20 protein-coding genes are annotated in these 24,882 nt (G+C 60.6%); 9 read left to right on the forward strand and 11 right to left on the reverse strand.

What is annotated here, in order from left to right; translation table 11 throughout:
- Positions 1-285 precede the first annotated feature (285 nt).
- From gatB to KH208_RS06970, 3 genes are all read right to left on the reverse strand, one after another.
- Entirely contained in the window at positions 286-1,722 is a 1,437-nt protein-coding gene (gatB, locus tag KH208_RS06960) for an Asp-tRNA(Asn)/Glu-tRNA(Gln) amidotransferase subunit GatB (protein WP_291435018.1), read from the reverse strand.
- Between the two features lie 62 nt (positions 1,723-1,784).
- Positions 1,785-3,536, reverse strand: a complete 1,752-nt coding sequence (locus KH208_RS06965; RefSeq protein ID WP_291435019.1) for an ARMT1-like domain-containing protein — start codon at positions 3,534-3,536, stop codon at positions 1,785-1,787.
- Complete coding sequence (locus tag KH208_RS06970; protein ID WP_291435026.1) at positions 3,533-4,399, reverse strand: NAD(+)/NADH kinase; 867 nt, start codon at positions 4,397-4,399, stop codon at positions 3,533-3,535. Before KH208_RS06970 ends, KH208_RS06965 begins: the two co-directional genes overlap by 4 nt.
- 278 nt (positions 4,400-4,677) lie before the next feature.
- Here KH208_RS06970 and KH208_RS06975 point away from each other — a divergent pair, with 278 nt between their 5' ends.
- The 7 genes from KH208_RS06975 (at position 4,678) to KH208_RS07005 (ending at position 11,633) form a co-directional block, all read left to right on the forward strand.
- Positions 4,678-5,310, forward strand: coding sequence for a D-sedoheptulose 7-phosphate isomerase (locus tag KH208_RS06975; protein ID WP_291435027.1), 633 nt, complete (start codon positions 4,678-4,680; stop codon positions 5,308-5,310).
- 2 nt (positions 5,311-5,312) lie between these two features.
- Entirely contained in the window at positions 5,313-5,549 is a 237-nt protein-coding gene (locus KH208_RS06980) for a zinc ribbon domain-containing protein (RefSeq protein ID WP_291435029.1), read from the forward strand.
- A gap of 223 nt (positions 5,550-5,772) precedes the next feature.
- On the forward strand, positions 5,773-6,705 hold the full coding sequence (gene hemC, locus KH208_RS06985; protein ID WP_291435030.1) for a hydroxymethylbilane synthase: 933 nt from the start codon (positions 5,773-5,775) through the stop codon (positions 6,703-6,705).
- 13 nt (positions 6,706-6,718) lie between these two features.
- On the forward strand, positions 6,719-9,160 hold the full coding sequence (locus KH208_RS06990) for a Lon protease family protein (RefSeq protein WP_291435031.1): 2,442 nt from the start codon (positions 6,719-6,721) through the stop codon (positions 9,158-9,160).
- 97 nt (positions 9,161-9,257) lie between these two features.
- A complete protein-coding gene (locus KH208_RS06995) occupies positions 9,258-9,833 on the forward strand; it encodes a TetR/AcrR family transcriptional regulator (RefSeq protein WP_291435033.1) in 576 nt (191 codons plus the stop codon).
- Positions 9,834-10,062: 229 nt separating this feature from the next.
- A complete protein-coding gene (locus KH208_RS07000) occupies positions 10,063-10,185 on the forward strand; it encodes a hypothetical protein (protein ID WP_291435034.1) in 123 nt (40 codons plus the stop codon).
- A gap of 2 nt (positions 10,186-10,187) precedes the next feature.
- Entirely contained in the window at positions 10,188-11,633 is a 1,446-nt protein-coding gene (locus tag KH208_RS07005) for a sodium:solute symporter (protein ID WP_291435036.1), read from the forward strand.
- Positions 11,634-11,807: 174 nt separating this feature from the next.
- Here the strand turns inward: KH208_RS07005 and KH208_RS07010 are convergent, their stop codons facing one another.
- The 3 genes from KH208_RS07010 to KH208_RS07020 all read right to left on the reverse strand — a co-directional run bounded on the left by KH208_RS07010 (position 11,808) and on the right by KH208_RS07020 (position 16,781).
- Complete coding sequence (locus KH208_RS07010; RefSeq protein WP_291435038.1) at positions 11,808-13,202, reverse strand: sigma 54-interacting transcriptional regulator; 1,395 nt, start codon at positions 13,200-13,202, stop codon at positions 11,808-11,810.
- A gap of 26 nt (positions 13,203-13,228) precedes the next feature.
- Positions 13,229-14,197 (reverse strand): glycyl-radical enzyme activating protein, encoded by a 969-nt coding sequence (locus KH208_RS07015; RefSeq protein ID WP_291435040.1) that lies wholly within the window; start codon positions 14,195-14,197, stop codon positions 13,229-13,231.
- Between the two features lie 88 nt (positions 14,198-14,285).
- Entirely contained in the window at positions 14,286-16,781 is a 2,496-nt protein-coding gene (locus KH208_RS07020; RefSeq protein WP_291435042.1) for a glycyl radical protein, read from the reverse strand.
- A gap of 684 nt (positions 16,782-17,465) precedes the next feature.
- Between KH208_RS07020 and KH208_RS07025 the strand changes: the two genes are divergently transcribed.
- Both KH208_RS07025 and KH208_RS07030 read left to right on the forward strand, forming a co-directional pair.
- Positions 17,466-18,299 carry an amidohydrolase family protein gene (locus KH208_RS07025; RefSeq protein ID WP_291435044.1) on the forward strand — a complete coding sequence of 278 codons (834 nt, stop codon included), beginning with the start codon at positions 17,466-17,468 and terminating at the stop codon, positions 18,297-18,299.
- Positions 18,300-18,312: 13 nt separating this feature from the next.
- The gene (locus tag KH208_RS07030) at positions 18,313-19,665 is read left to right on the forward strand and encodes an MFS transporter (RefSeq protein WP_291435046.1); all 1,353 of its coding nucleotides are present in this window, start codon (positions 18,313-18,315) and stop codon (positions 19,663-19,665) included.
- A 106-nt stretch (positions 19,666-19,771) separates the two neighbouring features.
- On the opposite strand, the gene KH208_RS07035 is transcribed toward KH208_RS07030, so the two are convergent.
- From KH208_RS07035 to KH208_RS07055, 5 genes are all read right to left on the reverse strand, one after another.
- A complete protein-coding gene (locus tag KH208_RS07035) occupies positions 19,772-20,473 on the reverse strand; it encodes a zinc-ribbon and DUF3426 domain-containing protein (protein WP_291435048.1) in 702 nt (233 codons plus the stop codon).
- A 45-nt stretch (positions 20,474-20,518) separates the two neighbouring features.
- Entirely contained in the window at positions 20,519-21,061 is a 543-nt protein-coding gene (hpt, locus tag KH208_RS07040; RefSeq protein WP_291435049.1) for a hypoxanthine phosphoribosyltransferase, read from the reverse strand.
- Between the two features lie 8 nt (positions 21,062-21,069).
- Positions 21,070-21,585: an N-acetyltransferase gene (locus KH208_RS07045; protein WP_291435050.1), complete on the reverse strand. Its 516-nt coding sequence runs from the start codon at positions 21,583-21,585 to the stop codon at positions 21,070-21,072.
- Positions 21,585-22,046, reverse strand: a complete 462-nt coding sequence (locus KH208_RS07050) for a TlpA disulfide reductase family protein (protein WP_291435051.1) — start codon at positions 22,044-22,046, stop codon at positions 21,585-21,587. Before KH208_RS07050 ends, KH208_RS07045 begins: the two co-directional genes overlap by 1 nt.
- 68 nt (positions 22,047-22,114) lie before the next feature.
- Positions 22,115-24,520, reverse strand: coding sequence for a homocysteine S-methyltransferase family protein (locus KH208_RS07055; RefSeq protein WP_291435053.1), 2,406 nt, complete (start codon positions 24,518-24,520; stop codon positions 22,115-22,117).
- Positions 24,521-24,882: the final 362 nt, after the last annotated feature.

The following is a 24,882-nucleotide window of genomic DNA, read 5'->3' on the forward strand; positions in this document are numbered from 1 at the left end:
GCCCGGTGGAAAGATAAAACAGTGTGCTCATGACTTACCTCGGGCGTTATAAATACACTGATATAAAATGGTTGGCAATTAACGAGTCCTGAACCTAGGTTCAGTCCTCATTAAAACGCCGTCCGCGAAAAGCTGAATTTTTTCGGGCAGCAAGGCGCAAATGAGGGCTGAGCCTGGTCTCTTTTCCGCTTTCGACGCCAACAGATCGCCCTGACGGAAAAACGGGCCTGCCGACGACATCGCCGACAGGCCCTGCTCTTTTTCTCCGTTTGACCCGGCTTTTTATTACCGCAGCTTTTTGTTCAGCAACTCGTTGACCAGGGCGGGATTGGCCTTGCCCTTGGTGGCGCGCATGATCTGACCCACAAAGAAGCTGATCAGCTTGGTCTTGCCGCCCTTATAGGCTTCCACTTCCGCCGGATTAGCGGCGATCACCGCATCCACGGCGGCTTCCAGCGCCGAGGAATCGGAAATCTGTCCCAGGCCTTTTTCCCTGACGTAGGCTTCGGGCATGGCGCCGTTGCTGAACAGATCGCCGAAGATGTCGTTGGCGATCTTCGCGCTGATCAGCCCTTGATCCACAATACGCACCAATTCCGCCAGAGCTTCGGGCTTCATGGCCCACCGGGCCGGGTCGCCGGTGGGCACGTTGCGCGCGTTGCATTCGCGCAGCAGCGGTCCCAGCATGTAATTGGCCACCTTGCGGGGGTCGGCCATGTGCGCGGCGGCCTCAAAGAAGTCGGCCAAAGCCCGGCTTTGCACCAACACTTCCACTTCAGCCTCGGGCAGGCCGGTCAGCTCCATGAAACGACCGGCGCGGGGCTGAGGCAATTCGGGCAGTTCGGCCCGCCAGCGCTCCAGCTCCCCGGCTCCGATTTCCACGGGCAAGAGATCCGGGTCCGGGAAGTAACGATAATCGTGGGCCTCTTCCTTGCTGCGCATGGAGGCGGTAAGGTTTTTCACCGCGTCGTACAGGCGCGTTTCCTGCACCACGCTGTCGCCGTCGTCCAGCACATCCTGCTGGCGGGCTATTTCGTATTCAATGGCCCGCTGGACGTTGCGGAAGGAATTGAGATTCTTGAGTTCTGTGCGCGTGCCGAAGGCCGCCGCGCCCACCGGCCGGAGGGAAACGTTGGCGTCGCAGCGAAAGCTGCCCTCCTCCATATTGCCGTCGCAGACGCCCAGATAGGTCACGATGCCGTAGAGCGTCTTGAGATAGGCCACGGCTTCGGCGGCGGAACGCATGTCCGGCTCGGAAACGATCTCCACCAGGGGGGTGCCCGCGCGGTTCAGGTCCACGTAGCTGACGTTCTCTCCCTGGGCATGGATGTTTTTGCCCGCGTCGTTTTCCATGTGGATGCGGGTAATGCCGATGCGCTTGCTTTGGCCTTCCGCCACGATATCCAGGTGTCCATGCTCGCAGATGGGCAGATCAAACTGCGAAATCTGGTAGCCAGCGGGCAGATCCGGATAAAAATAGTTCTTACGGGCGAAGATGGAACGGCGATTGATGGCGCAATTGGTGGCCAGACCTACCAGCGCGGCGTAATGCACGGCCTGGCGATTGGGCACGGGCAGCGCGCCGGGCATGCCCGCGCAGACTTCGCAGACATTGGTGTTGGGCGGCTGGCCGAATCTGGTGGAACAGGAACAAAACAGCTTGGAGGCCGTTGCCAGTTGCACATGCACTTCCAGGCCGATAACGGCTTCATAGGCGGCCATGATCTTAATCCACTCCCTGTCGCGGGGGCTGGAGCCCGCATGCTTTGTGTTGCGGCCACGCCTCAGCGGCCCGTGGGCCGACTGATGCTGGCGTCAAAATATTTGCCCACCCCGTACTCGCCCCTGCGGAAAAAGAGCCGGGGCTCAGGCCCGATGATCTGCATTTCGCGGTTCTTGGCCTGCATGTCCAGGGCGATGCGCATTTCCTTGGTGCACCCCGTGGAATAGGTGGCGTCCTTACCGGACCACGACGGCGGCACCTTGCGCCCCAGCAGGGCGAAGCTTTCCTCAATGTCCTCCACGGACTGGAAGCGCCAAACGTCGATGAGGCCGCTGCGTTGCACCCGCTCCCACATGAACATCAGGTCGTCCCCGTCCATGCCTTCCACAAAGTGCTCCGCCGGGTTGATAATCAAAATATTATCCATTTTTTTTCGCAGATTGTCCACAAAGGCCCGCGCCAGGGCCACGGCCACGGATGTCTGGCCGGGAATGCTGCCGATGACGCAACTGTAGAACATGACCGAACGGCCTTCACTGCGGGCCGCGCGCATCTCCCTGATAATGGCGTCGGCCTGGGCGGCTATGTCTTCCTCGCTGAATTTACGCGCCGCGGCCGCATGCCTGCGCAATTCGATGCGAAAGCCGCTTTCGTCCCGCCAATAGCAGACAATGTCGCGGGTGAATTCGTGGCTGCTGCCAAAAAAGATGCCCGCCGCGCGCCAGCCTTTGCACAACACCACATCGGCCTCTTTCCAGGCCCGGGAAAAGGTCACGGAAACCCGGTACAAATTCAGACGCTCGCGCGTGCCGTCGTCAATGACCACCAGACGGTGTTCACGCAGATGCCGCAAAAGGTCGTTTTTGCCGAGCTGGGTTTCACGCAGCACAATGCCGCCGCGCAGCCAGCGCTCCAGCGCGGGATCGCTTTCCATGTCATCCATGGTCGGCGCGAAAAAATAAAATCCGGATTTGACCGCGCAAATGACCCGGTGCCCCATACGGATCAGGCTTTGCAACATAGCCAGATCAAAAAGGATGCCGCCGTCGGCGTCGCACAAAAAAAGCACGGTGGCCGATCGTCCGGCGGTGCGCGAAAAATAGCCGCGCAGCGGCGCGGCCGCCTGTTCGGCCTCACGCATGGTCCGACGGATGCTCCGGGCCGAAGGCAAATGCTCCTGCCAATCCTTGGCCATGGCCGAAAGGCAGAAAAAGCGGACCAGTTCCAGGCTGTCGAGCAACTGCCGGGTTTCATGCATATCGGCGGGCAGCTTGCCGCGCGGCATGGCTTCCAGGTTGCTTCTGATCTCGGGCAGATCCAGCAGCTCCTGCTGGCGCAATGTGGAAGCGCGACGGCGTTCCCGCCAGGGATCGCCCAGGCTGTAGCTCTGGGCCAGAACCAGATCTGTCATCCGTTTGACCAAGCGCGACGGAATCAGCGTCCGCTGGGCGATATACTGCAAAAAACGGTGGCGGCAGAAATGCAGGATGCGCCGCCGCTCCGCGCGGTCCTGCACCATGGAGCGGACCAGGCGCATGATGATGCGCCAGGCGCGGTTATACTGAGCCTGCAGTTTCGGTAACGGATTGTCGGCGCGCAGCATGGCGAAGGTGGCATCGGAACAGGGCAGATAAATCTGATCGTCGTCCAACTGAATCATGAACGCCAGTTGTTCCGGGCTGGCGATGATGTCCGGATTCATCCGGTAAGCCAGATTGTTGTCCATCAGCATGCTGTAAAGCCAGGCATCGAAACAGACGTCCCGGCCCAGGCGGATGTCGCGCACGCTGGACGGCTCGCGGGATTCTTTCATGCTTTCTCCGCATCGGCGCCGGAGGCCCGCTCAAGCACAAAACCCCGTGTGCGCAGACGCTCGAAAAAAGAAATTTCATCGCCCATGAAGCGCACGGCCGCGGGCAGGCCGGTGACTTCCACCAGGTCGCCGATCTCCAGACGCTGGCCCTCCTGTCCGTCCACGGTGATGTAGCAATCCGTGGAACCGGCTTCAATGCGCATGCTGAACACGGTCTTGCCCGGAAAGACCATGGGAGAAATGGTATTCAAAAAAGGGCAGATGGGTGTGAAGGCCACGGCATTCATGCCGGGATAGAGCAAGGGGCCGCCGGCGGAAACGCTGTAGCCCGAACTGCCCACCGGCGTGGAAAGAATTATCCCGTCGCTGCGCAGCAAGCCCATCCGTTGTCCGTCCACGGCGATATTCACGCAGACCAGGCGGGAAAGGGAGCCCCGGCTCAGCACCACGTCGTTGACGGCGGAACCGCCGGCCTGCGGGCTGCCGCCGCGCGTGAGCTTCCAGCTCAGGGCCAGGCAGGTGCGCACCGCCAGTTCGCCTTTAAGACAGGCCAGCAGCCGCTCTTCCCAGTGTTCGGGCTGGGCGTCGGTCAAAAACCCCACCCGGCCGAAATTGATGCCGAACAGGGGCACGGCCCGTCCCACCATGCGACGGGCCACGCCCAGCATGGTGCCGTCGCCGCCGAGCACGACCACGAAATCGAGTTCGGCGGCATAGGCGGCATCCTCATGCCCCGCTTCAATCATCACCGCCGTGTGCCCTTGCGCGCGCAACCATTGCAGGATTTCGCAACCGAGCTCCCAGGCGCGTTCGTGGCGGGCCTTGCAGACCAGAAGTACATGCCGGAAGACTGTATTTTGCATAAGCAGGCAATTTACGTTATCAGGGCCGCGACCGCAAGTCCGTGTTCCGGACGCGCTTGTCAGCCGCGCCGCTTTGGCATAAGTATGGGCATCCCGAAATCAAACGGCGTTCACGCGGCATTCGCCGGGAGCTGTTTCAAATTTGTCCTTTCGCCCTCTGCCTGCAACAGGCTCGCCCCGTGCGAAAGTCAACTATTTGAAGATACTCCCTCCGCCCGAAGCTCGCCTTGCCGGGCAGAGAACGAAAATCCTCATTACTGTCTGAAAGGATGCGCAGCATGAAAGACTCTGCCTTGGAGATCATAGCCCGCCATGCCCAGGATGGCGCGCGCCTGCGTGAGGAATTTTTCCGCGCGCAGGCTTCCAATCTGCGCGAGGCCGCCTTGCGCGCGGCCCTCTGCCTGGCCGGAGGCGGCAAGATTCTGCTCTGCGGCAACGGCGGCAGCGCGGCCGACGCCCAGCATCTGGCCGCCGAATTCGTGAACCGCTTTCTCATGGACCGCCCCGCCCTGCCGGCGCTGGCCCTGAGCACGGATACCTCAGCCCTGACCGCCATCGGCAATGATCTGGATTTCAGCCAGGTTTTCGCGCGGCAGGTGGAGGCGCTGGGGCGCAAGGGCGATCTGCTGGTGGGCATTTCGACCTCCGGCAACAGCGCCAATGTGCTGGCGGCGTTGCGGACGGCCCGGCGGACCGGTTTGTTCACCGTGGGGCTCACGGGCCAGAGCGGCGGCGGAATGGCCCGGCTCTGCCATATTCTGCTGGAAACGCCCACGCGGCATACGCCGCTCGTTCAGGAGCTGCATATTGCGGCCGGACATCTTTTCTGCCAGCTCACTGATTATTATCTGTTTGAAAACGTTACGGCGCTTACGCCGTATTTGCAGTCAGACCAAGAACAGAAGGATTGAGCATGCCCATTTATGAGTACAGCTGCGAAAAATGCGGCCGGGAATTTGAGGAACTGGTTTTTGACGATGCCGCGCCCGTCTGCCCCAACTGCGGCTCGCGTGAGACGCACAAGCTCATGTCCCGTTGCGCCCACTGCACGGGCGGCAGCGACGGCGGCGAGTATGCCGCGCCGTCCTCGGGCGGAGGCGGCGGCTGCGCCGGATGCTCAGGCGGCAATTGCGCCAGTTGCGGACATTAAACCCCACGCGCGCCGCGCCGGACAAAACAGACACGGACATCGCCCTTCCCTAGTGTCTAATTTGAAAAATTAGACACACAAAATCCGAAGGATTTTGCGGCGGCGTAGCCGCCGTGAGTCAGCGAAAAATCATGGTTTTTCGCTGCCGATCCTGCAAAAATGGAGAGCATAACTATGCTCGAAATTTTTGCAATCAGACACCAGGAACAAAGAACAGGAAGTTATGCGCAAGCATCTCGTCATCGCCACCCGCGGCAGCCGTCTGGCCCTCTGGCAGGCCGAACACGTCAAAAGCCGTCTGGAAGCCCTGGATCCGGGGCTCACGGTTTCTCTCAACGTCATCAAAACAAAAGGTGACATCATTCTGGACGTGCCCCTGTCCAAAGTGGGCGGCAAGGGCCTGTTCGTAAAAGAAATTGAGGAAGCCCTGCTGGACGGGCGGGCGGATCTGGCCGTACACAGCATCAAGGACGTGCCCATGGTCCTGCCGGAAGGCCTGATCCTGGGCTGCGTGCCGCAGCGCGAAGCCTGCACCGACTGCTTCCTTTCCGTCCACTATGCCGATCCGGACGCCCTGCCGCAAAAGGCCCATGTGGGCACCAGCAGTCTGCGGCGGCAGGCGCAGCTATTGTCCATGCGGCCGGATCTGCGCATTTCCAGTCTGCGCGGCAATGTGGACACGCGCCTGCGCAAACTGCAGAGTGGGGAATACGACGCCATCATCCTGGCCTCCGCCGGGCTCAACCGCCTGGGGCTCAGCGCGCCGTATATGTCCTCCCTGGACCCCGAGCGCTTTTTGCCCGCTGTGGGCCAGGGCGCGCTGGGCATTGAATGCCGCGAAGACAGTTATGAGCTGCTCGTCCTGCTGGCGAGCCTGGAAGACCGCGCCACCCGCGTCTGCGTGGATGCCGAGCGCGGCTTTTTGGCTGGACTGGAAGGCGGCTGTCAGGTGCCCATCGCCGGGCATGCCCGCCTTGTGGGCGAGGAAAACGTCAGCCTCAAGGGGCTGGTGGCCGAAGTGGACGGCAGCCTGATCCTGCGCGGCGAAAAAAACGGCAATGCCGCGGACGCCCGCGCCCTGGGCCTGGAACTGGCCGGGGAACTGCTGGACAAGGGCGGCCGCGCCATCCTGGAAAAACTTTATCAACAACAGTAAGAACTCTATATTTATGCCAAGCATCACACCTCTGCCCACCACCCGGCTGCACGCCACGTTTGATCCGACCCGCATTCCCTGGGAGGACAGCCGGGCCATTCCGTTGCCGCGCAACGGCAACAGCCGCAAGAATCCCTTCCAGCCACGGGCCATGCAGGCCTTGGACCTGGCCCTGCAAATCCGCACCGCCGGTTACAACATCTATCTTTCCGGCGAAGCGGACCTCGGCCGCAGCTATATGCTGCTTTCCTATCTGCGGCCCCAGGCGCGCAAAGCTCCTACGCCGCCGGATCTGGTCTATGTGCAGAACTTCGCGGACCCGGACCGCCCCACTCTGCTGGCCCTTCCGGCCGGACAGGGTAAAAAGTTCAAGCAATCCCTGAAAGAAACGCTGGAAAACGTCGGAAAGGAGCTGGCCCGGCGTTTTGAGGCCACAACCTACGTCAAGCAGCGGGCCAAACTGGTGGATCAGTTCCAGAACGTGCGCATCGGCCTGCTGCACAAGATGAACTCCGTGGCCGTGCATAAGGGTTTCAACCTGGATATGGACGAAAACGGCGGCCTGACCCTCTATCCCCTGGTGGAAGGCAAACGCCTGAGCGAAGAGGAGTTCGAACGCCTGGACAATACGGTGCGCCTCAACCTCAAGCGCCGGGGCGACAGTCTGGTGCAGGCCATGGCCGGTTTCATGCGCCAGTTGAACAAGGCCGAGGAATCCTTTCACGACAATGAGCGCGACCTGGAACGCCAAGCCATGGGCCAGGTGCTGGACGCCCTGCTCACCCCGGCGCAGCAGCGCATCCTGAAGGCCTGCCCCGTGCCGGAGCTGGCGGACTATTTCGCGGCCCTGCGCGAGGATATCCTCAAAAATACCGAATCCTTTCTCCCGCGCGACGGCATGCCGGGGCAGCCCGGCGGCGAAGGGCACGCCCTGCCGCCCATGGAGAACATCTTTTACCGCTACGAAGTCAACCTGCTGGTGGACAACAGCGGACAGAGCGGCGCGCCCATTGTGGTGGAGGACCACCCCACGGCGATCAATCTGCTGGGCTGCGTGGAACGCGAGTCCGAAATGGGCGCGCTGGTCACGGACTTCACTCTGATCAAGGCGGGCAGCCTGCACAAGGCCAACGGCGGTTTTCTGGTCCTGCACATTGAGGATCTTCTCCAGCATCCCAATGCCTGGGAAGGCCTGCTGCGCGCGCTGCGCTCCAATCAGGCGCGCATTGAGGACACCGGCGACACTCCGGATACGGCCATCCGCACCAAGGGCATCACGCCCGAACCCCTGGCGCTTGATCTCAAGGTCGTGTTGATCGGCGGCGAAGAACTCTACGAAACCCTGCTGGTCAATGACGACCGCTTTGCCAAGCTCTTCCGCATCAAGGCCCACATGGCCGACGTGACTGAGCGCAACGCCGAAAATATCCGTATTTATCTGAGCCAGATCGCCAGGATCATCGAGGAAAACAAGCTGCGGCCCTTTGACCGCACGGCCCTGGCCTGGCTGGTGGATCTGGGATCGCATCTCTGCGAGGACCAGCGCCGCCTATCACTTAAATTTCCCCTGTTACGCGAGCTGATGATCGAAGCGGCGGCCTTGGCCGAAATGCGTCAGTTGCCTCTGGTCAGCGCTGCCATTCTGGAAGAAGCCTATGCCGCGCGTACCTATCGCGCCAATCTGGTGGAAGAAATCTTCATGGAGGAATACGACCGCGAGATGATCAAGGTGCGTACCTCCGGCTCGGCCGTGGGGCAGGTCAACGGACTTTCGGTCACCTGGCACGGCGACTTTGAATTCGGCCTGCCGCACCGCATTTCCTGCACCGTGGGCGTGGGACATGAGGGCATCATCGACCTGGAGCGCGAGGCGGAACTGGGCGGCCCCATCCATACCAAGGCCATGATGATTCTGAAAAGCTATCTCACGGACCTTTTCGCCCGAAAAAAACCACTGGTGCTTTCCGGTTCGCTCTATTTTGAACAGAGTTACGCCGGAATTGAAGGCGATTCGGCCTCGGGCGCGGAACTGGTGGCCCTGCTCTCGGCCCTGGCCGACGTGCCGGTGCGCCTGGACCTGGCTTTTACCGGCGCGGTAAGCCATTCAGGCCAGATCATGGCCGTGGGCGGGGTAACCCGCAAAATCGAGGGGTTTTACAAGGTCTGCGCCCGCCACGGGCTCACGGGCTCGCAGGGCGTTATCATCCCCCGCGACAATGTGGACCATTTGATGCTCGCGCCGGATGTGCTGACGGCGGTGGAGAAAAAACAGTTTGCCATTTATCCGGTACGCCGCATTGAGGAGGCGCTGACCTTGCTCACCGGCCTGCCCGCCGGACGGCGACGCAAAAACGGCGGTTTCACGTCAGGCAGTCTGTATGATCTGGCGGACAGGCGTCTGGAACGTCTGGGGGATTATGCGCAGAATGCCTTCCGCAGGCCCCGCAAAAGTTGAAAATCGGTTCTTTTATTGACTTTGCCGTTCCCAGGCGGTAGGTTTTCGGCCCTGACAATACTTCAGCCCGGCCCTGTACCAGCGCCACGAAACAACTATGAACAAAAGCAAAAAAGAAGCATTGCTCCAGGCGGCCAAGGAGCTTTTCGGCGAATGCGGCTATGTGGAAACCACATTCAAAAAAATCTCCGACCGGGCCGGCGTGGCTCTGGGCCTTCTGACCCATCATTACGGGAATAAAGAAAAACTGTTTCTGGCCTCCGGGCTGGATGTGCTGGAGCATTTCCTGACCAAACTGCGCGAGGCCACCGCTGACGCGGATTCCGGCTTTGACGCCGTGATGCACTTCTGCAAAGCGTATCTTGATTTTTCCATCGATAAAAACTCCAACTGGCTGGTTCTGGTGCGCTGCTCGCCCTACAGCGACATGAAGACCAAGACCGACCGCGACCTGATGGACTCCATGTTCTCACAGGTCCATCAGTTGCTGGAAACACTCATCGCGCGCGGCATCAATGACGGCAGCCTGGCCAGGGTGGACAGCAGGGCCACGGCCCAGGTAATCATTTCGCTGATGGTCGGGGCCAACCGTACTCAGGTGCTGACCCCGTACGCCCTGCCCACTCTGTACAGCGACGTGCTGGACTTTGTGGCCCGCTCCATCAAAGCCTGATCTTTTCCGGCGTATCCCACTCCGGGGGCATTGACAGCCCGCCCGGCGGAGGATAAGGGTACAGTCATGAATGCAGCCATGACGTTTCGATTTTTTCGATATTACGTCGCCAGAGTCAATCACTGACCCCGGTTCGGATGCGTCGCCGTTTTTTTCAGACAGCATGCAAAGATGGTATATACCGCCGACCAATGGGGCCGGCGGTTTTTTTATGCCTGAAGGAGGCTCCATGGATATTCTCTCCACGCTTTTGCTGGCCGATGCCGCCGTGTGCATAGCCATTCTCTCTCTGGCCGGATCGCTGCTGTTGGCCCTGGTCGGCCTGGGCCGCCAGGCCCGCCGCCGGAGCTGACCATGCTGCTCGATGCCCTGATATGGATCGCCTATATCGCTGTTTTTGTCTGGCTGGCCCGCAAAGGCCAGGGGCATGACGCCCTGACCTCGGGCCGTGTGGGTTTCGGCATTCAGGCCTTTGCCTACGTGGCGACCTATATCTCAGCCGTAGCCCTGGTGGGCTTCGGCGGTCTGGCCTATGCCTACGGTCTGCAAATGCTCCTGGTGGCTGCCGGCAACGTCTGGCTGGGCACCTGGATCGTATATCGCTTTCTGGCCTGGCCGACCCGGGTCTGCCAGCGCAACCTCCAGGCCCGCACCCCCACCCAACTTCTGGCAAAGGGACATAAAAGCCCGTTTCTGGGTAAAGCTCTGGCCCTGCTCTTCGCGGTTTTTCTGGGTGTCTATGCTTCGGCGGTCATCAAGGGCGCCGCCCTGTTGCTGGCCCAGATTCTGCCGCTGCCGCTCTGGTCCCTGATCTGGCTGGTGGCCTTGCTGGTGGGCTTCGCCGTCTTTGTGGGCGGACTGCGCGGCGTGCTTTATACCGAAGCCATGCAAGGCATTGTGATGTTGCTGGGCATCTGCATGCTGGTCTGGGCCGTGTTCAGCAAAGTGGGCGGCCCCATCCAGGGCATTGCCGATCTGGCCCAGCTGGCTCCCACGGCCCAGGCCAATGAAGGCTTTCTGGCCCTGTCCAGCGGCGAGCAAGGCTGGTTTATCATTTCTCTGGTGGTGGTAACCTCCATTGCCGTCTGGGCCCAGCCGCAGATGATCCAGCGCCATTTTGCCCTGAATTCGGCAAAGCAGGTCAACAAAATCACCCCGCTGGCCATGCTGGTGCTTACCGTGCTGGTGGGCGGCGCCTACTTCGTGGCCTCGCTTTCCCGCCTGATCCTGCCGGAAGTGGCCTCGCCGGACGATGTAATGCCCACCCTGGTCAAAATGCTGTTGCCCAATGTGGGCCTGCAGATTTTTGTGCTGGCTATTGTCTCGGCTTCGCTTTCCACGGCCACGGCCATCTTTCATATCGCCGTCTCGGCTATTGCCGAGGATCTGCCGGGGCGTAAGGCCTCGCGCTCCATGTGGCTGCTGGGCATCGCCTTCTGCGTGCTGTTGTCCGGGGGCTGTGCCCAGATCAAGGGCCAGCTCATCGCTCTGCTCTGCACCACCAGCTGGAGCATCGTGGGCGCCACTGTTCTGGTGGCCTATGTGGCCCTGGTGCGCTTCGGCAAGCGCAGCTCCCTCGCTGCCTGGATAAGCTGTACGGCGGGCTTCACGAGCTGCATGCTCTGGTATCTGCTGGCGCACAAAAGTTTCGCGCTGGCCCCCCTGCTCTGGGAACAGGCCGCGCTGATTCCGCCTTTCTTTGTGGGATTCGCCTTCTCCCTGACCGGCTGGCTGCTGGGCTGGGCTCTGGACAGAGAAGGCCGCAAGGCCTCCTCTTTCTGGCCTGCGGCAAGGGCCTGAGCACGCCAGTAAAATCCGGCATCTCCGTTTTGATCAGACAAAGGGCGCGCCATCATTGATGATGGCGCGCCCTTTGTCTGATCTGTGTGCCGCGATCACTGGCTCTGTGCCGTCCGTTTTGCCGGAATAAGCCCCTTGAAACGTGTAGCGTTTTAAAGGCAATCCGCTTTAAGGTCAGTCCGGTCGCCCGCTTTGGAGTTTACGGAAGATGGTGCTGCGGTTGACCTGAAAGAGCTCCGCCACTTTCTGCACCGAGCCGTGCGCCTCAATGGCCTTAAGCAGAAAATCCCGCTCCATTTCGGCCATGATTTCCTTCAGCGGTCTTCGGGCGGCCAGGATTTCCTCGGAATAACAGGAGACGTCTCGGCTCACGCCGGAAATCTGCGCGGGCAGATCCCTGGGCGAGATCAGCGGGCCGTTGAGCGTGATCACCAGGCTGTGGACCAGGTTCTGAAGCTCGCGCACATTGCCGGGCCAGGCGTAGACGCTCATCATGTCCAGGGTCACGCCCATGAAGGCCAGGGCCTTGTGGTATTTGGCCGTGTATTGATGCAGAAAATGCTCGGCCAGGGGACACACATCTTCCGGCCGCTCGCGCAGAGGCGGAATGCGTACCGTCGCGACATTGAGCCGGTAATAGAGATCGCGGCGAAAGGTGCCGGCCTCCACGCTTTCGGCCAGGTTGCGGTTGGTGGCCGCGATGACCCGCACGTCCACCCTGCGGGGGCTGGACGAACCCACCCGCATGATCTCTCCGTCTTGAAGCACGCGCAACAGGCGGGTCTGCATGGACAGGGGCAGTTCGCCCACCTCGTCCAAAAAAATGGTGCTGCCGTCGGCGATTTCAAAATAGCCCGCCTTGCCCTTGCTGGAAGCCCCGGTAAACGCGCCGGGCAGATAGCCGAAGAGTTCGGATTCGGTCAGGGTTTCGGAAATGCCGCCGCAATCCACCTTGAGCATGATTTTGTCTTTGCGTCCGCTCAGCCTGTGGGCCAGGCGCGCGAAGACGTCCTTGCCCGCGCCGGTCTCGCCCAGAATCAGCATCGTGGCGTCCGTGGCCGCGAAACGCCGCAGCAGGGAAAGAACCTCGGCCATGGCCGGACTGGCAAAGACAGGCTCCTGCGGCCTGCTTTCGTGGGCCATGTGAGCCAACTGATCGTTGATCTGATCAATGAGACGGCACTGCCCCGCCACCTGCTCCTGCAGATTCGCCAGCAGGGTGATATCGCGCGCGAAAGTGACCACCAGACGGATGCCCCCGGCTTCGTCAAACACCGGAAAGCCGGAGAGCACCAGCTTTTTGCCGTTCTTGAGCTGCTGCACATGGGTGGCGGGCTTGCCCGTACGCACGATCTCCGGATTGAGGATATGGTCGAAGACCCCCTCCTCCACCAGAGCGCGCACATTCCTGCCCTGCACGCCTTCCTGCTTCAGGCCGGTCAGTTGCTCGTACATGCGGTTAATGTGCAGGGCAGTGCCCGAGACGTCGGAAATGAACACCCCGTCAGGCAGGGCGTCAAGAATGCGCTCGACATATCTGGAAAGGACTTCCGGGGAACGTCCGGCCATGGGCATCATCCGGGTTGAAAGAGTCGTCAGCGTGGAATCTGCACTCTCGCGCCCAGAATGTCCAGCGCGGCACGTTGCAGCCGGGGCATGACATTCCTGTCCAGCGTCACGTCGCCCATGGGCGGACGGCGGCCCAGAAAATGATATTTCTGGGTGCCCAGGCGGTGATACGGCAGCATTTCGTAATTGACCCGCGCATAGGGTTTCAGAAAAACGGTAATGGCGGCAACGGCCTCTTCGCTGTCGTTGAAGCCGGGAATAATCGGGGTGCGCGCCAGAATGGGCAGATCCGGGAATTCCTCGGCCAGGATACGGAAATTCTCCAGAATGCGCGCATTGGGCAGGCCGGTCTGAGCCTCGTGCGCGGCGCTGTCCATATGCTTGATGTCGAACAAGGCGAAGTTCAGGTAGGGAGCTGCTGCCCGGACTGTGGCGGCGGGCACCATGCCGCAGGTTTCCACGGCTGTCTTGAGCCGCCGGACACGCGCCTGACGCAACAGGGCCAGGGCAAAATCCGCCTGCAACAGCGGTTCGCCGCCGGACAGGGTCATGCCGCCGCCGGAGCGGGAATAAAAGGCCGCGTCCTGCTCCACGGAAGACAGGACATCATCCACGTTGCGCTTTTTGCCGTAGACCAGCAGGCCCTGGGCCGGGCAGGCTTCCGCGCAGGGCATGGCCCCGGACGTGGCGCAATCCGCGCAGAGCGAACGGTCGATACGGGGTTTGCCGTCCCCGCCACGGTTGACGGCACCGCGTTCGCAGGCCGTGACGCAGTGGCCGCACTTGTCCAGCTCCAGACAGCGCCCGGCATTGTAGGCCAGCTCGGGGCGCGGGCTTTGTGATTCGGGGTTGCTGCACCAGCGACAGGACAGCGCGCACCCCTTGAGAAATACAATGGTTCTGATGCCCGGCCCGTCATGCACCGAATATTTCTGGATATTGAAAACAAAGCCTTGCTGTTCGAGATCCTGCTGTTCGTCGTCTTCCAGACACATACCGTCTGTCCTTGGGGCTATGAGGGAGAAGAAAGGGCGCGGGGAGAGCCGGGAAGAGGCCCGCCCTCCCCGCGCGCAGTCACGGCGTTTACATGGCGTCGTGTTCCGTGCGGGCGATGAGGTCATTCTGCAGATCCGGGGAAAGATCCACAAAATACGCGCTGTAACCGGCGATGCGCACGATAAGGTTACGGTACTTCTGCGGGTCCTTTTGGGCGGCCAGAAGCGTCTCGCGGTTGAGCACGTTGAACTGCACGTGCCAGAGCTTGAGGTCGCAGAAGGTGCGGATGAAAGAGACCAGTTTTTCCGTGCCCTGCTCGCCTTCCAGGCACTTGGGCGTGAACTTGATGTTCAGCATGCGGGCCGCGCGGTCGCGCATGCCCATATTCTTGGTGTTGTAGTTGGAAAGCAGCACGGCCGTGGGACCGTTGACATCAGCGCCGTGCGAGGCCGAGGTTCCGTCGGAAAGCGGAAAACCGTCGGTGCGGCCGTTGGGCGTGGCGGAAACCACCTTGCCGAAGGGGACGTGGGAGGTGAAGGGCACATAACGCACGTCGTTGTGCATGCCCAGATCCCTCATGCCGTATTTTCCGGCGTATTCCACGGAGATTCTGTCGATGTCGCGACCGATGGCGTCGGCGTATTCGTCATTGTTGCCGTAGCAGGGGGCGGAGCGCAGCAGGGCGCGCACGTCGTCATAGCCTTCAAAATTGGCGTCGATTGCTTCGAGGAGCTTGTCCATGCTCAGCTTCTTTTCCTCAAAGACCAATTTCTTCACTGCCGCCAGGGAATCCACCACCGTGCCCAGGCCCATGTATTCAAAATATCCCAGATTAATGCCTTCGGGGATCTGCTCCTGATGCAGATCCATGCAGTGCTTCATACACAAATCATGCATGGCCGAACCCATGGGCTGGGCAAAATGCCGGGCGCGCAGTTTGTTGATGATATACTGCTGGGTAAAGGCCGTTTTCAGAAAGAGCATGTGCTGCTGCACATAGGCGTTCCAGAATTCCTCCCAAGTCTTGAATGAACGCGGATCGCCGGTTTCCACGCCCAGCACCCGGTCGCCGTATTTCTTCATCCGGCCGTTGCGCAGCGCCATCTCCACAGCCGCGGCGAAATTGATGTACGCGCCGCCGGAGGTATAGGTGTCGCGGTTGGGCATGCGGGCCTCGGTGCAGCCGGACACGGCGTAGTCCAAGGCCTCCTCGAAGGTAGCGCCCTTGGAGACATACAGCGGCACCACTTCCTCGTCGTTGATCAGCTTGGGAAAGCCGGAGCCGTCCTTGATGGTTTCGGCCACATCCCAGAGGTAGCGTTCCGGCGCGCGGGAATGGATGCGCGCGGCCAGATCCGGGTAGTGCAACGGAAATTCGCGCTTGGACTTGAGGATCAGATAGGTCAGCTCATTGCTGGCGTCGCGGCCGTCCGGGGTCTGGCCGCCCACGGTCACGGCTTCCCAATGGGCATACCCTTCATTGAAGGCTCCGCCGGTGGGGGAAATATACATGTCGATAAACTCGGCCATGCCCACCCACATGCATTCCAGCAGCTCCATGGCCTGCTTGTCGTTGATCGTACCGGCCGCCCGGTCCTGTTTGTAATAGGGGTAGAGATACTGGTCCATGCGGCCGTTGGAAATGGTGGTGCCGGTCTTCTGCTCAATGCGCGAGAACATCTGGGTGAACCACTGGCTCTGACAGGCCTCCCAGAAGTCACGGGCCGGTTCGCCGGGCACGCGCTCGGCATTGTCGGCCATGCGCAGCAGCTCGGCCTTGCGTATGGGATCCTGCTCCTTTTCGGCCAGTTCACGGGCCAGGACGGCATGCCGTTTGGCCCAGAGCACAATGGCGTCGCAAACGATGATCACGGCCTCCAGGAAGGGACGTTTTTCGCGGTCGTCCTTGGCGCTCATGGGGTCCAGGGCGGCCAGCTTTTCGCGGGCTTCCTTCTTGATGCCGTTGAAGCCGCGCTTCAAGACCTTGGCATAATCGTGCACCCACTGGATGGAGGAACGGAAGGATGAAGTCTCGTTGACGATAAAACGGGAAATCAGGCCTTCGGGATCGTCGTAGGTAAGTTTGTGCACTTCGAGCGGCAGCGCGGCATTAAGATCTTCATGATAGGTCTTGCCCTTCCAGTAGGGTGCAATTTCCTCAATGACGCGCTTGGCGTCCTCGGGCGTGATAACGGCCGGGGAAGTCCGGCGGGTGGGCAGGTCGCGCACGGCGATGTCCAGAAAGTCGCCGTCCAGCTCGGGATAGAGAATGCCGTAGCGGCCGTCGCAACCGGCCCGGCCCAGCAGAAGCTGGTCTTCCTGCACGCAGACGGAAATGTTTTCGGCGATGTGCATGAGCGCCTTGGCCCAGCGCAGCACCAGCGGCTGCCCTTCGGTTTCCTTCATGGACTGGGTGAAGTACAGGGCGCGCTCGATGTCGATACGCGGCTTCTGCCCGTCGAAGCGCTCCAGCAGTTTGAAAACACGGGCGTGCGTTTTGCGGAATTTGTCCTCTTTGCCCTCGATCCGGTCATAGAGGCGCTGTTCCTGGGGGGACCGGCATTCGCAGGTGGTCATGCTCATCGCTCAACTCCTGATAATATGTGTGGGGCGCGTGGCGCGTATCCGACTGCCGCCGCGCGGAGAACGCCATGTACATGCGGCAATCCTCGTGTGCCTCCCCCATTTGCATGGGGCATGCCACATTTCTAACACATTGACATACATTGAAAATAAAAGAGAGCTGGAGATAAAAGCCCTGGCAGCTCGTCCTTTCTTTCGCAAACGGCGCGGATTTGCATCATTCAGGAACAAATCCCAGCAAAAGTCCTGAAATTTGCGACGCAAATTTGCGACCCTGCCGCCAAAAAATGCCTGAAACGTGCCTTCCAAGGCCCATGTTCCCTGCATGAATCCCTTTTCACAATCTGGGGGACAGTCCTGAACCTGCGACTCCGGCTTATATCGCAAATTTGCGACATAAATCATACATGGCCCGGCCTTCTCTACCCCAGATAAATATAGCCTATTGAAAAATAACAATAATAATTATGAGCGTAAGGCTACACTCTTATCCTGAACTGGCATGCATCGTGCAAAACAAAAAAATCACAAAACAAGGCCAACCTTGGCCATGGAAGGAGAACGTTCCCATTTCCGCGCCTGCGTTCCGCGCACCTCCGTTTCCCGGCGAGAGACAAGCAAACGACGACCGCCAGGGCCGCACGCACGCCCCTCAACCTCAGACGGCTCAGGAGAATGCCAATCATGAAAGTCATTGATTTCCGTTTCCGGCCCAATACGCCTGAAATTATCAACGGCATCAAAAACAGCGCCATGTTCAAGGCGGCCTGCAAAGCCATAGGCTTTGACGCCCGCACGGCCCAGCCCCTGCCCGACATAGTGGCGGACCTCGACCGCCTCGGCGTGGAGTTGGGCGTGATTACGGGCCGTGACTGTGAAACCACCTACGGATTTCCGGCCAACAACAAGAGCGTGCTGGAGTTTTGCCGGGCATATCCGCAAAAATTCGCGGGGTTCTGGGGCATTGATCCGCATAAAAAAATGGCTGCCGTGCGCGAAATTGAACATGCGGTCAACGAATACGGTATGCGGGGTATGGCCATTGACCCATATCTGGCCCACATCCCGGCTTCCGAGGCGCGCTTTTATCCCCTGTACGCCAAATGCTGCGAACTGGACGTGCCGGTCTTCATCACCATGGCCCCGCCGCCGCAGGTGCCGGGCGCCGTTCTGGAATATGCCGATCCGCGTGATGTGGACAAGGTGGCCCGCGATTTCCCCGAACTGACCCTGATCATGAGCCACGGCGGCTATCCCTTCGTCAATGAGGCCATTTATACCTGCCTGCGCAACGCCAACGTCTATATGGACATTTCGGAATACGAGCGTTCCCCCCAGGCTGGTCTCTACGTGCGGGCCATGAACGATCTCATCGGCGACAAGGTTCTGTTCGCCAGCGCTCATCCCTTCGTGGAACTGGCCGACGCCCTGGACGCCTATGCGGCCTTTGAGCTGAAAACGGACGTCCGCGAAAACATCATGTATGCAAACGCCAGGCGTGTGCTGCGCCTGGCCTGAGAGGAGAAAGCACATGAGCCACGATCAAAAAAATCTGCGGCGCGTCGTCCTTTCCTCGCTGGTGGGCGCGGTCATCGAATGGTATGATTTCTTTTTATACGGCGTGGTGGCCGGGCTGGTCTTCAACAAACTCTTCTTCCCCGAATTTTCCGAGGGCATGGGCACCATTCTGGCTTTTGCCACCTTTGCCGTGGGCTTTGTGGCCCGTCCTCTGGGCGGCATTATTTTCGGGCATTTCGGCGACAAAATCGGCCGTAAAAAAATGCTCATCCTGACCCTGGAGATCATGGGCGTGGCGACAGTGCTCATCGGCCTGATCCCCTCCTATGAAACCATCGGCATCTGGGCGCCCATTCTGCTGGTTGTCTGCCGTCTGGCCCAGGGCATCGGCCTGGGCGGCGAATGGGGCGGTGCGGTGCTCATGGCTTTTGAGTCGGCCCCGGCCCACAAACGCGCCTTTTACGGCAGCCTGCCCCAGATCGGCCTTTCCCTGGGCCTGATGCTGGCTTCCGGCGTGGTAGGTCTGCTCTCCCTGTTGCTGTCCGACGCGGCCTTCATCAGCTGGGGCTGGCGACTGGCCTTCATCCTGAGCGCCGTCCTGGTTTTCGTGGGAGCATACATCCGCACCTCGGTACAGGAAACCAAAGATTTCTCAGAGGCCAAGAAAGACGTGGAACGGATCCGCTATCCCATGCTGGAAGCCTTCAGGCGTTATCCCAAAACGCTTAGCGCCTGCGTGGGCGCGCGCTTTGTGGAAGGCATAGCCTTCAATGTCTTCGGCGTCTTCTCACTCACCTATCTCACCCAGAGCTGCGGTGTGGACCGCACTGTGGCCCTGATGGCCGTAGTGGCGGCATCGGCCGTCATGGGTTGCTTCATTCCTTTCTGGGGCCTGTTGGCCGACCGCGTGGGCAAGGGCCGCATTTTCGGCTTCGCCGCCCTGCTGCTGGGTCTGACCGCCTATCCCGTATTCTGGGTCTTCCACAATTATTCCGCGAATCTTGTGCTGACCTTCCTGGCCCTGATCGTCCCCTTCGGCATCATTTACGCCGCGGCCTACGCCAGTATGGCCAGCCTTTTCTCCGAGGCTTTCGATGCCACGGTGCGTTATTCCAGCATTTCCTTTGTCTATCAGTTCTCCGGCATTTTCGCCTCGGGCCTCACGCCCATGATCGCCACCATTCTGGTGCAGGCCAATGACTCCCAACCCTGGTATCTCTGCGGCTATCTCGCTGTGGCCGGTGTCATCAGCGCGGTCTCCACGGTCTGCATCGGCAGGTTGCGGGCCAGCGGCGCGGAACCCCGCACTGGCGTGGAAAGTGAAGCAAAGTCCACGGCGGCCACGTTGCCGCAACAGGCCGCCTGAGTCCAGAGCAGATTACCCCATGAACGCAGATATCCCCGTTTCCATCCAGCACGGAAAGGAAACGGGGATATCTGAAAAACTGAAAGGGACGCAGTGCGAACGACGATTATTTTTCCGCTTCGGGCACGTCTTTCACGTCCACGATCTTCACGCCGAACTCGGCCACATCCTCGGGCGGCGCATAGAACAGCACCATGAAGGGCACTTCGCCGCCGTGCCGCACATTGGTGTTGTTGGCAAGAATCTCTACCTTGTTGTTCAGGAAGGACTCCATCTCCTTCTCACTGAGCACCTGCAACTGGAAAAGCGAAAGCTGGGTGCCCGCAAGCTGCGTCTTGGTAGCCAGGGGCTTTTTGTTCTTGTCATAAATGGCTGCCTCCACGGCGATCAGTTCCTTGGGTTGCGGAAACTCATTGACCACCCGGCCCTCAATCACAAAGACCCTGCCCTTCACTTTTTCATTATCCACATAGTACTGGCGCACATTGCGCATGGTCAGCAACTCGACCTTCTTGGCCAGTTCCTGTTCCGTGGGCGGCGTATCAGGGTGCCGCTCGCCGAAATACCAGTACGCGCCGCCTCCCAGACAAACCAGAATGAACGCCAGGGCCGCCCAGAACTTACGGCGGCCGCCGGACGGCCGCTCCTGCATATCCGGCAGTTCGTCCTCGCCGGGCAAGACCGCTTCGGACTCAGGCGCAAAGGGAAACACGGTCTTACAGACCGAACAGCGCAGCTTGACGCCCGGCTTGGCCAGGCTGTCAGGCAGATTGAAACGGCTGGTACAATGCGGACACTTTACTTCCATGCCAATACTCCACAAAACGGTCCGGCCGCCGGAGCCGAAACAAGGCTATTCAGGAATGATCTCACAGACGCCGGGCAGCGTCCGATAACGTTCGGCGTAATCCAGGCCGTAGCCGACAATAAAACCCTTATTCAGTACGAAACCGGCGAAATCCACGGTCACGTCGGCCTGACGGCGCTCACGCTTGTCCACCAGAGCGGCCAGACGCAGGCTGCGCGCCTGACGGGCGGCAAACTGGTCCAGCAGAAAACGCATGCTGTGGCCGCTGTCCACCACGTCTTCCACAATCAGCACATGCTTGCCTCGGATGTCTACTTCCACATCCTTGTTGAAGATCACATGCTTGGAGCTGGCCGAACTCTTACCGTAACTGGACAGACGGACAAAATCCAGTTCCAGATTCTGGTTATGCAAAGCACGTACCAAATCACTGAAAAAGATAACGCCCCCCTTGAGCACGCATATGGCCACCAAGGGTTCCTGTCCGTACAGCGCGTCGATTTCCACGGCCAGCTCACGCACGCGCACGGCAATCTGTTCCGGGCTGAACACGGATTTAAGTTCCTTGACCCGCAGCGTCTCAGCCATGCCTCCCCCTATCTTTCCCCGCCGACCGGGCATGCGGACGCTGTTTCCAATGCGCCGGGCACATCCAGAAAGACCGCCGTTTCATCGCAATCCGGGTATTTGGCGCAATGTACGCAATCGGCCCAGATCTTTTGCGGCAGCACGCTTTTTTCCACCACTCTGAAACCTAAACGGGTAAAAAACGCTTCCTGATAGGTCAGGGCGAAAATCTTTTTCAGATGCAGTTCACGGCACTCACCGATGCAGGCCGCGACCATCCGCCGCCCCAGGCCCTGACGGCGCAGATCGTCGCGCACCACCAGGGAACATATCTCTCCCAGATCCTCCCAAACCGGAGCCAGGGCGCAACAGGCCACGATTTCGCCGTCCGGGGCCTCCACCACAAAAAAATTGCGGATGTGCCCGTACAGATAAATCAGCGCGCGCGGCAGCAGCAGGCCCTTTTGGGCGCAGGCCAGCAACAGGCCGTGCATGGCCTTCACATCGTCCAGATGGGCCTTGCGGGTCAGATAGTCGCTTTCCATTACTTCTGGCTCAAAAGCTTGTCGATAACCATTTTGAGCATGCTTTCGTCGGCCATGCCCGGCTCGGAAAGAACCAGCGTGCCGTCCTTGGCGTAAAAAGCGTTATGCGGAATGCTGCTGATCTGATAAGCCCGGGTGATGTCCCGCCCGGCCAGATAGACCGGATAGTCCATGCCCATTTTTTTGACAAAGGGGAGCACGGGCGCGGAGTCCTCGTCAACGGACAGGCTGATGATCACCACGCCCTTGTCCGCGTAGGCCTTGCTGGTCTTGATCAATTCCGGAATTTCCACCCGGCAGGGCGGGCACCAGGTGGCGAAAAAGTTGAGCATCACCACTTTGCCCTTGTTCTTGGCCAGCAGATCGTTCAGACCGGCCAGATTCAGCGAAGGCAGCGTTTCGGCCCAGGCGGCGCAGGGCAGAAGAAGGCAGAGCAGCAGGGGCAGGAATATTTTTTTCATGACTAACCTTAATGTAGAGGTTAAAGAATACGACGTCGCCCCCTGAACGGGGCTCGCGACGGACGAAATCAGATAAAAGTTTTGGCCGCGCGCACCGCGCACACCGCGTCCGGACAATAGGCGTCGGCTCCGATGGCGTCGGCAAAGGCCTGGGTCACGGCAGCGCCGCCCACCATGACCTTGATGGGCAGATCGCGCTCCCGGATCAGGCGGATGGTGTCCTCCATGCGGACCATGGTGGTGGTCATCAGCGCGGAGAGCCCGATGATACGCGCGTTGTGCTCAAGGGCGCAAGCCACAATGGCCTCGGCGGGCACGTCCTTGCCCGCGTCCACCACGTCAAAGCCGTGGTTGCCCAGCAGCAGGGCCACGATATTCTTGCCGATGTCGTGGATGTCGCCCTCCACCGTGGCCATGACGATCACCGGACGCTCCTCGGGCCCCCGGTTGGCTTCCAGTCGGGGCTTGAGATAGCCGAAGGCCGTCTGCATGGTTTCCGCGGCGCGGATGAGCTGGGGCAGAAAATATTCCCGGCGTTCGTAGCGCGCGCCCACTTCAGTGATGGCCGGGATCAACGTGTCCCGCACCAGGGCAAACGGGTCGGCTCCGGCCTTCAGCTCGGCCTCCAGCAGAGGCAGCACGTTTTCCTTGTCGCCGGTCAGCACGGCCTCGCCCAGGGTTTTGGCGGCCCCGGCCTTGTCGCCCTGGCGCAGGGTCACGCCGCCCGCCGGTTTCCATTCCGCATAGGAGGCGATGAAGGATTCGGCGTGTGGATCATGGGCCCCGAGCACGCGCATGGCGTCCACGGCCTCGCGCAGGCGCGTGGCCGAGGGATTGGCAATGCAGGACGTGCGGCCCGCGCCCGCGGCCATGCACAGGAAGGTGGCGTTGAGCAGTTCGCGGGCGGGCAGGCCGAAGGAGGTATTGGAAAGCCCCAAGGTGGTGGGCAGGCCCTGAGAACGGCACCAGCGCGCCATTTCCAGGCACTGGCGGCCGCCTTCGGCCTTGGAGGACACGGCCAGCGCCAGGATGTCCACCATCACCAGGCGGCGCGGAATGCCCAAACCGGCCGCCCGCTCCAGCAGATTTTCCACAATGCGGATGCGCTCGGAAGCCTGAACCGGCAATTTCGCGCCCTGTAACGGCAGCAGGATGAAAGGCGCGCCGTAATCCCGGCAGAGCGGGCCCAGCACGTCCATGCGGTCGGCTTCGCCGCTGATGGAATTGACCAGAAAGGAGCCGGGACAGTACGGCAGAGCCCCGGCAATGGCCTCGGCGTTGGAAGAATCCAGCGAGAGCGGCAGGGCCAGCCGTCCGATCAGGCGCTGAGCCAGCTCGGGCAGCAGGCTGGTTTCATCCACCAGGGACGCGCCCACATTGACGTCCAGCACCCCGGCCCCGGCCTCCACCTGTTGGTCGGCCAGTTGCAGGGCCGCGTCAAAGCGTCCTTCCTGCAATTCCTGGGTGAGCACCTTTTTGCCCGTAGGATTGATGCGCTCGCCGATAATCACCAGGGGTTCGTCCGCGCCGATGCGCACCAGTTGTGAACGGCTTGTCAGGCAAATGCCGTCCCGGCGCGCCGCTTCCGGAGGCCTGCAGCCCATGCCGCGCACGGCCTGGGCCAGGGCAGCCAGATGCCGGGGCGTGGTGCCGCAGCAGCCGCCCAGAATGCGTGCGCTCAACCCGGCGAAGGCTGCTGTTTTTTGCGCGAATTCCTCGGGCCCCAAGGGAAAGACCGTCACATTGCCGTGCAACTCGGGCAGACCGGCGTTGGGCTCGGCCATGACCGGGCAGGCGCAGTTTTCAAGCAGCTCCCGGACCACCGGCAGCATCTGGTCCGGGCCCAGGCTGCAGTTGGTGCCCACCACGTCCACACCCAGATTCTGCATGGTTTCGGCGAAAATGGCCGGGCTGGAGCCGGTCAGGCTGACGCCCTGCTCAAAGGTCATGGAAACCATGACCGGCAGATCGCATTCCTGACGGGCCGCCACCACGGCGGCGCGGGCTTCGGCCAGGTCGAACTGGGTTTCCACAAAAATCAGGTCCGCCCCACCGGCCACCAGGCCGCGGATCTGGGCGGCAAAACCGGCGATGAGCTCGCGCGGCTCCACCGGACCCAGGGGTTTGGCGAACTGGCCGCTGGGCCCCACGTTGCCGGCCACAAAAACAGGCCGCCCCGCGTCGTGCGCCGCTTCCCGGGCCACTTCGGCCATGCGCTTGTTGAAAGCGAAGATGTCCAGTTCCTTGGGGAGCTTGTAAGGATTGCCGCCGAAGGTGCAGGTGGTCAGCAGATCCACACCGGCATCCAGATAGGCCTTGTGGATGCCCCGCAATACCTGGGGGCTTTCCATGCAGAATTGTTCCGGGCTCATGCCCACGGGCAGGCCGGAGGCCTGCAGCATGGTGCCCATGGCCCCGTCGAGCAGCAGAGGACGCCCGAGGCCGAGCGCCTGTCTGAATGTCATGTCAGCCATTTCATCCACTTCTTGTTGTTACGGGCGGACACGGGCACGCTGATCACCCGCACGGGGCAAGGGATCGGCATTTTTTGCTCTCCGCCTTCAAAGGCTGTATAAAAAACTGAGCAACAAGCGCCTCGTGTCGTAATCGCGTCTACGACGTTGAACAGGCACGAGGGCCGCTTCGCCAAAAAACACGCTTTTCGGCTCGCCCCGCCGCCCTTGGCGGCGCGCATTCCCCTATTGGGGCGACGACAAGCGTCGCTTGACGCGATGCTTGCGTTTTTCAGCACTACCCGGCCGGGAAAGCCTTCCGGGGCGCGGCTGCGTTTTTAGTACTGAAAAACATTGAAAAGGACAAACCAAAACTATAGCAT

Origin of the sequence: Desulfovibrio sp. (assembly GCF_018379785.1) — a bacterium.
Classification (GTDB): domain Bacteria; phylum Desulfobacterota; class Desulfovibrionia; order Desulfovibrionales; family Desulfovibrionaceae; genus Desulfovibrio.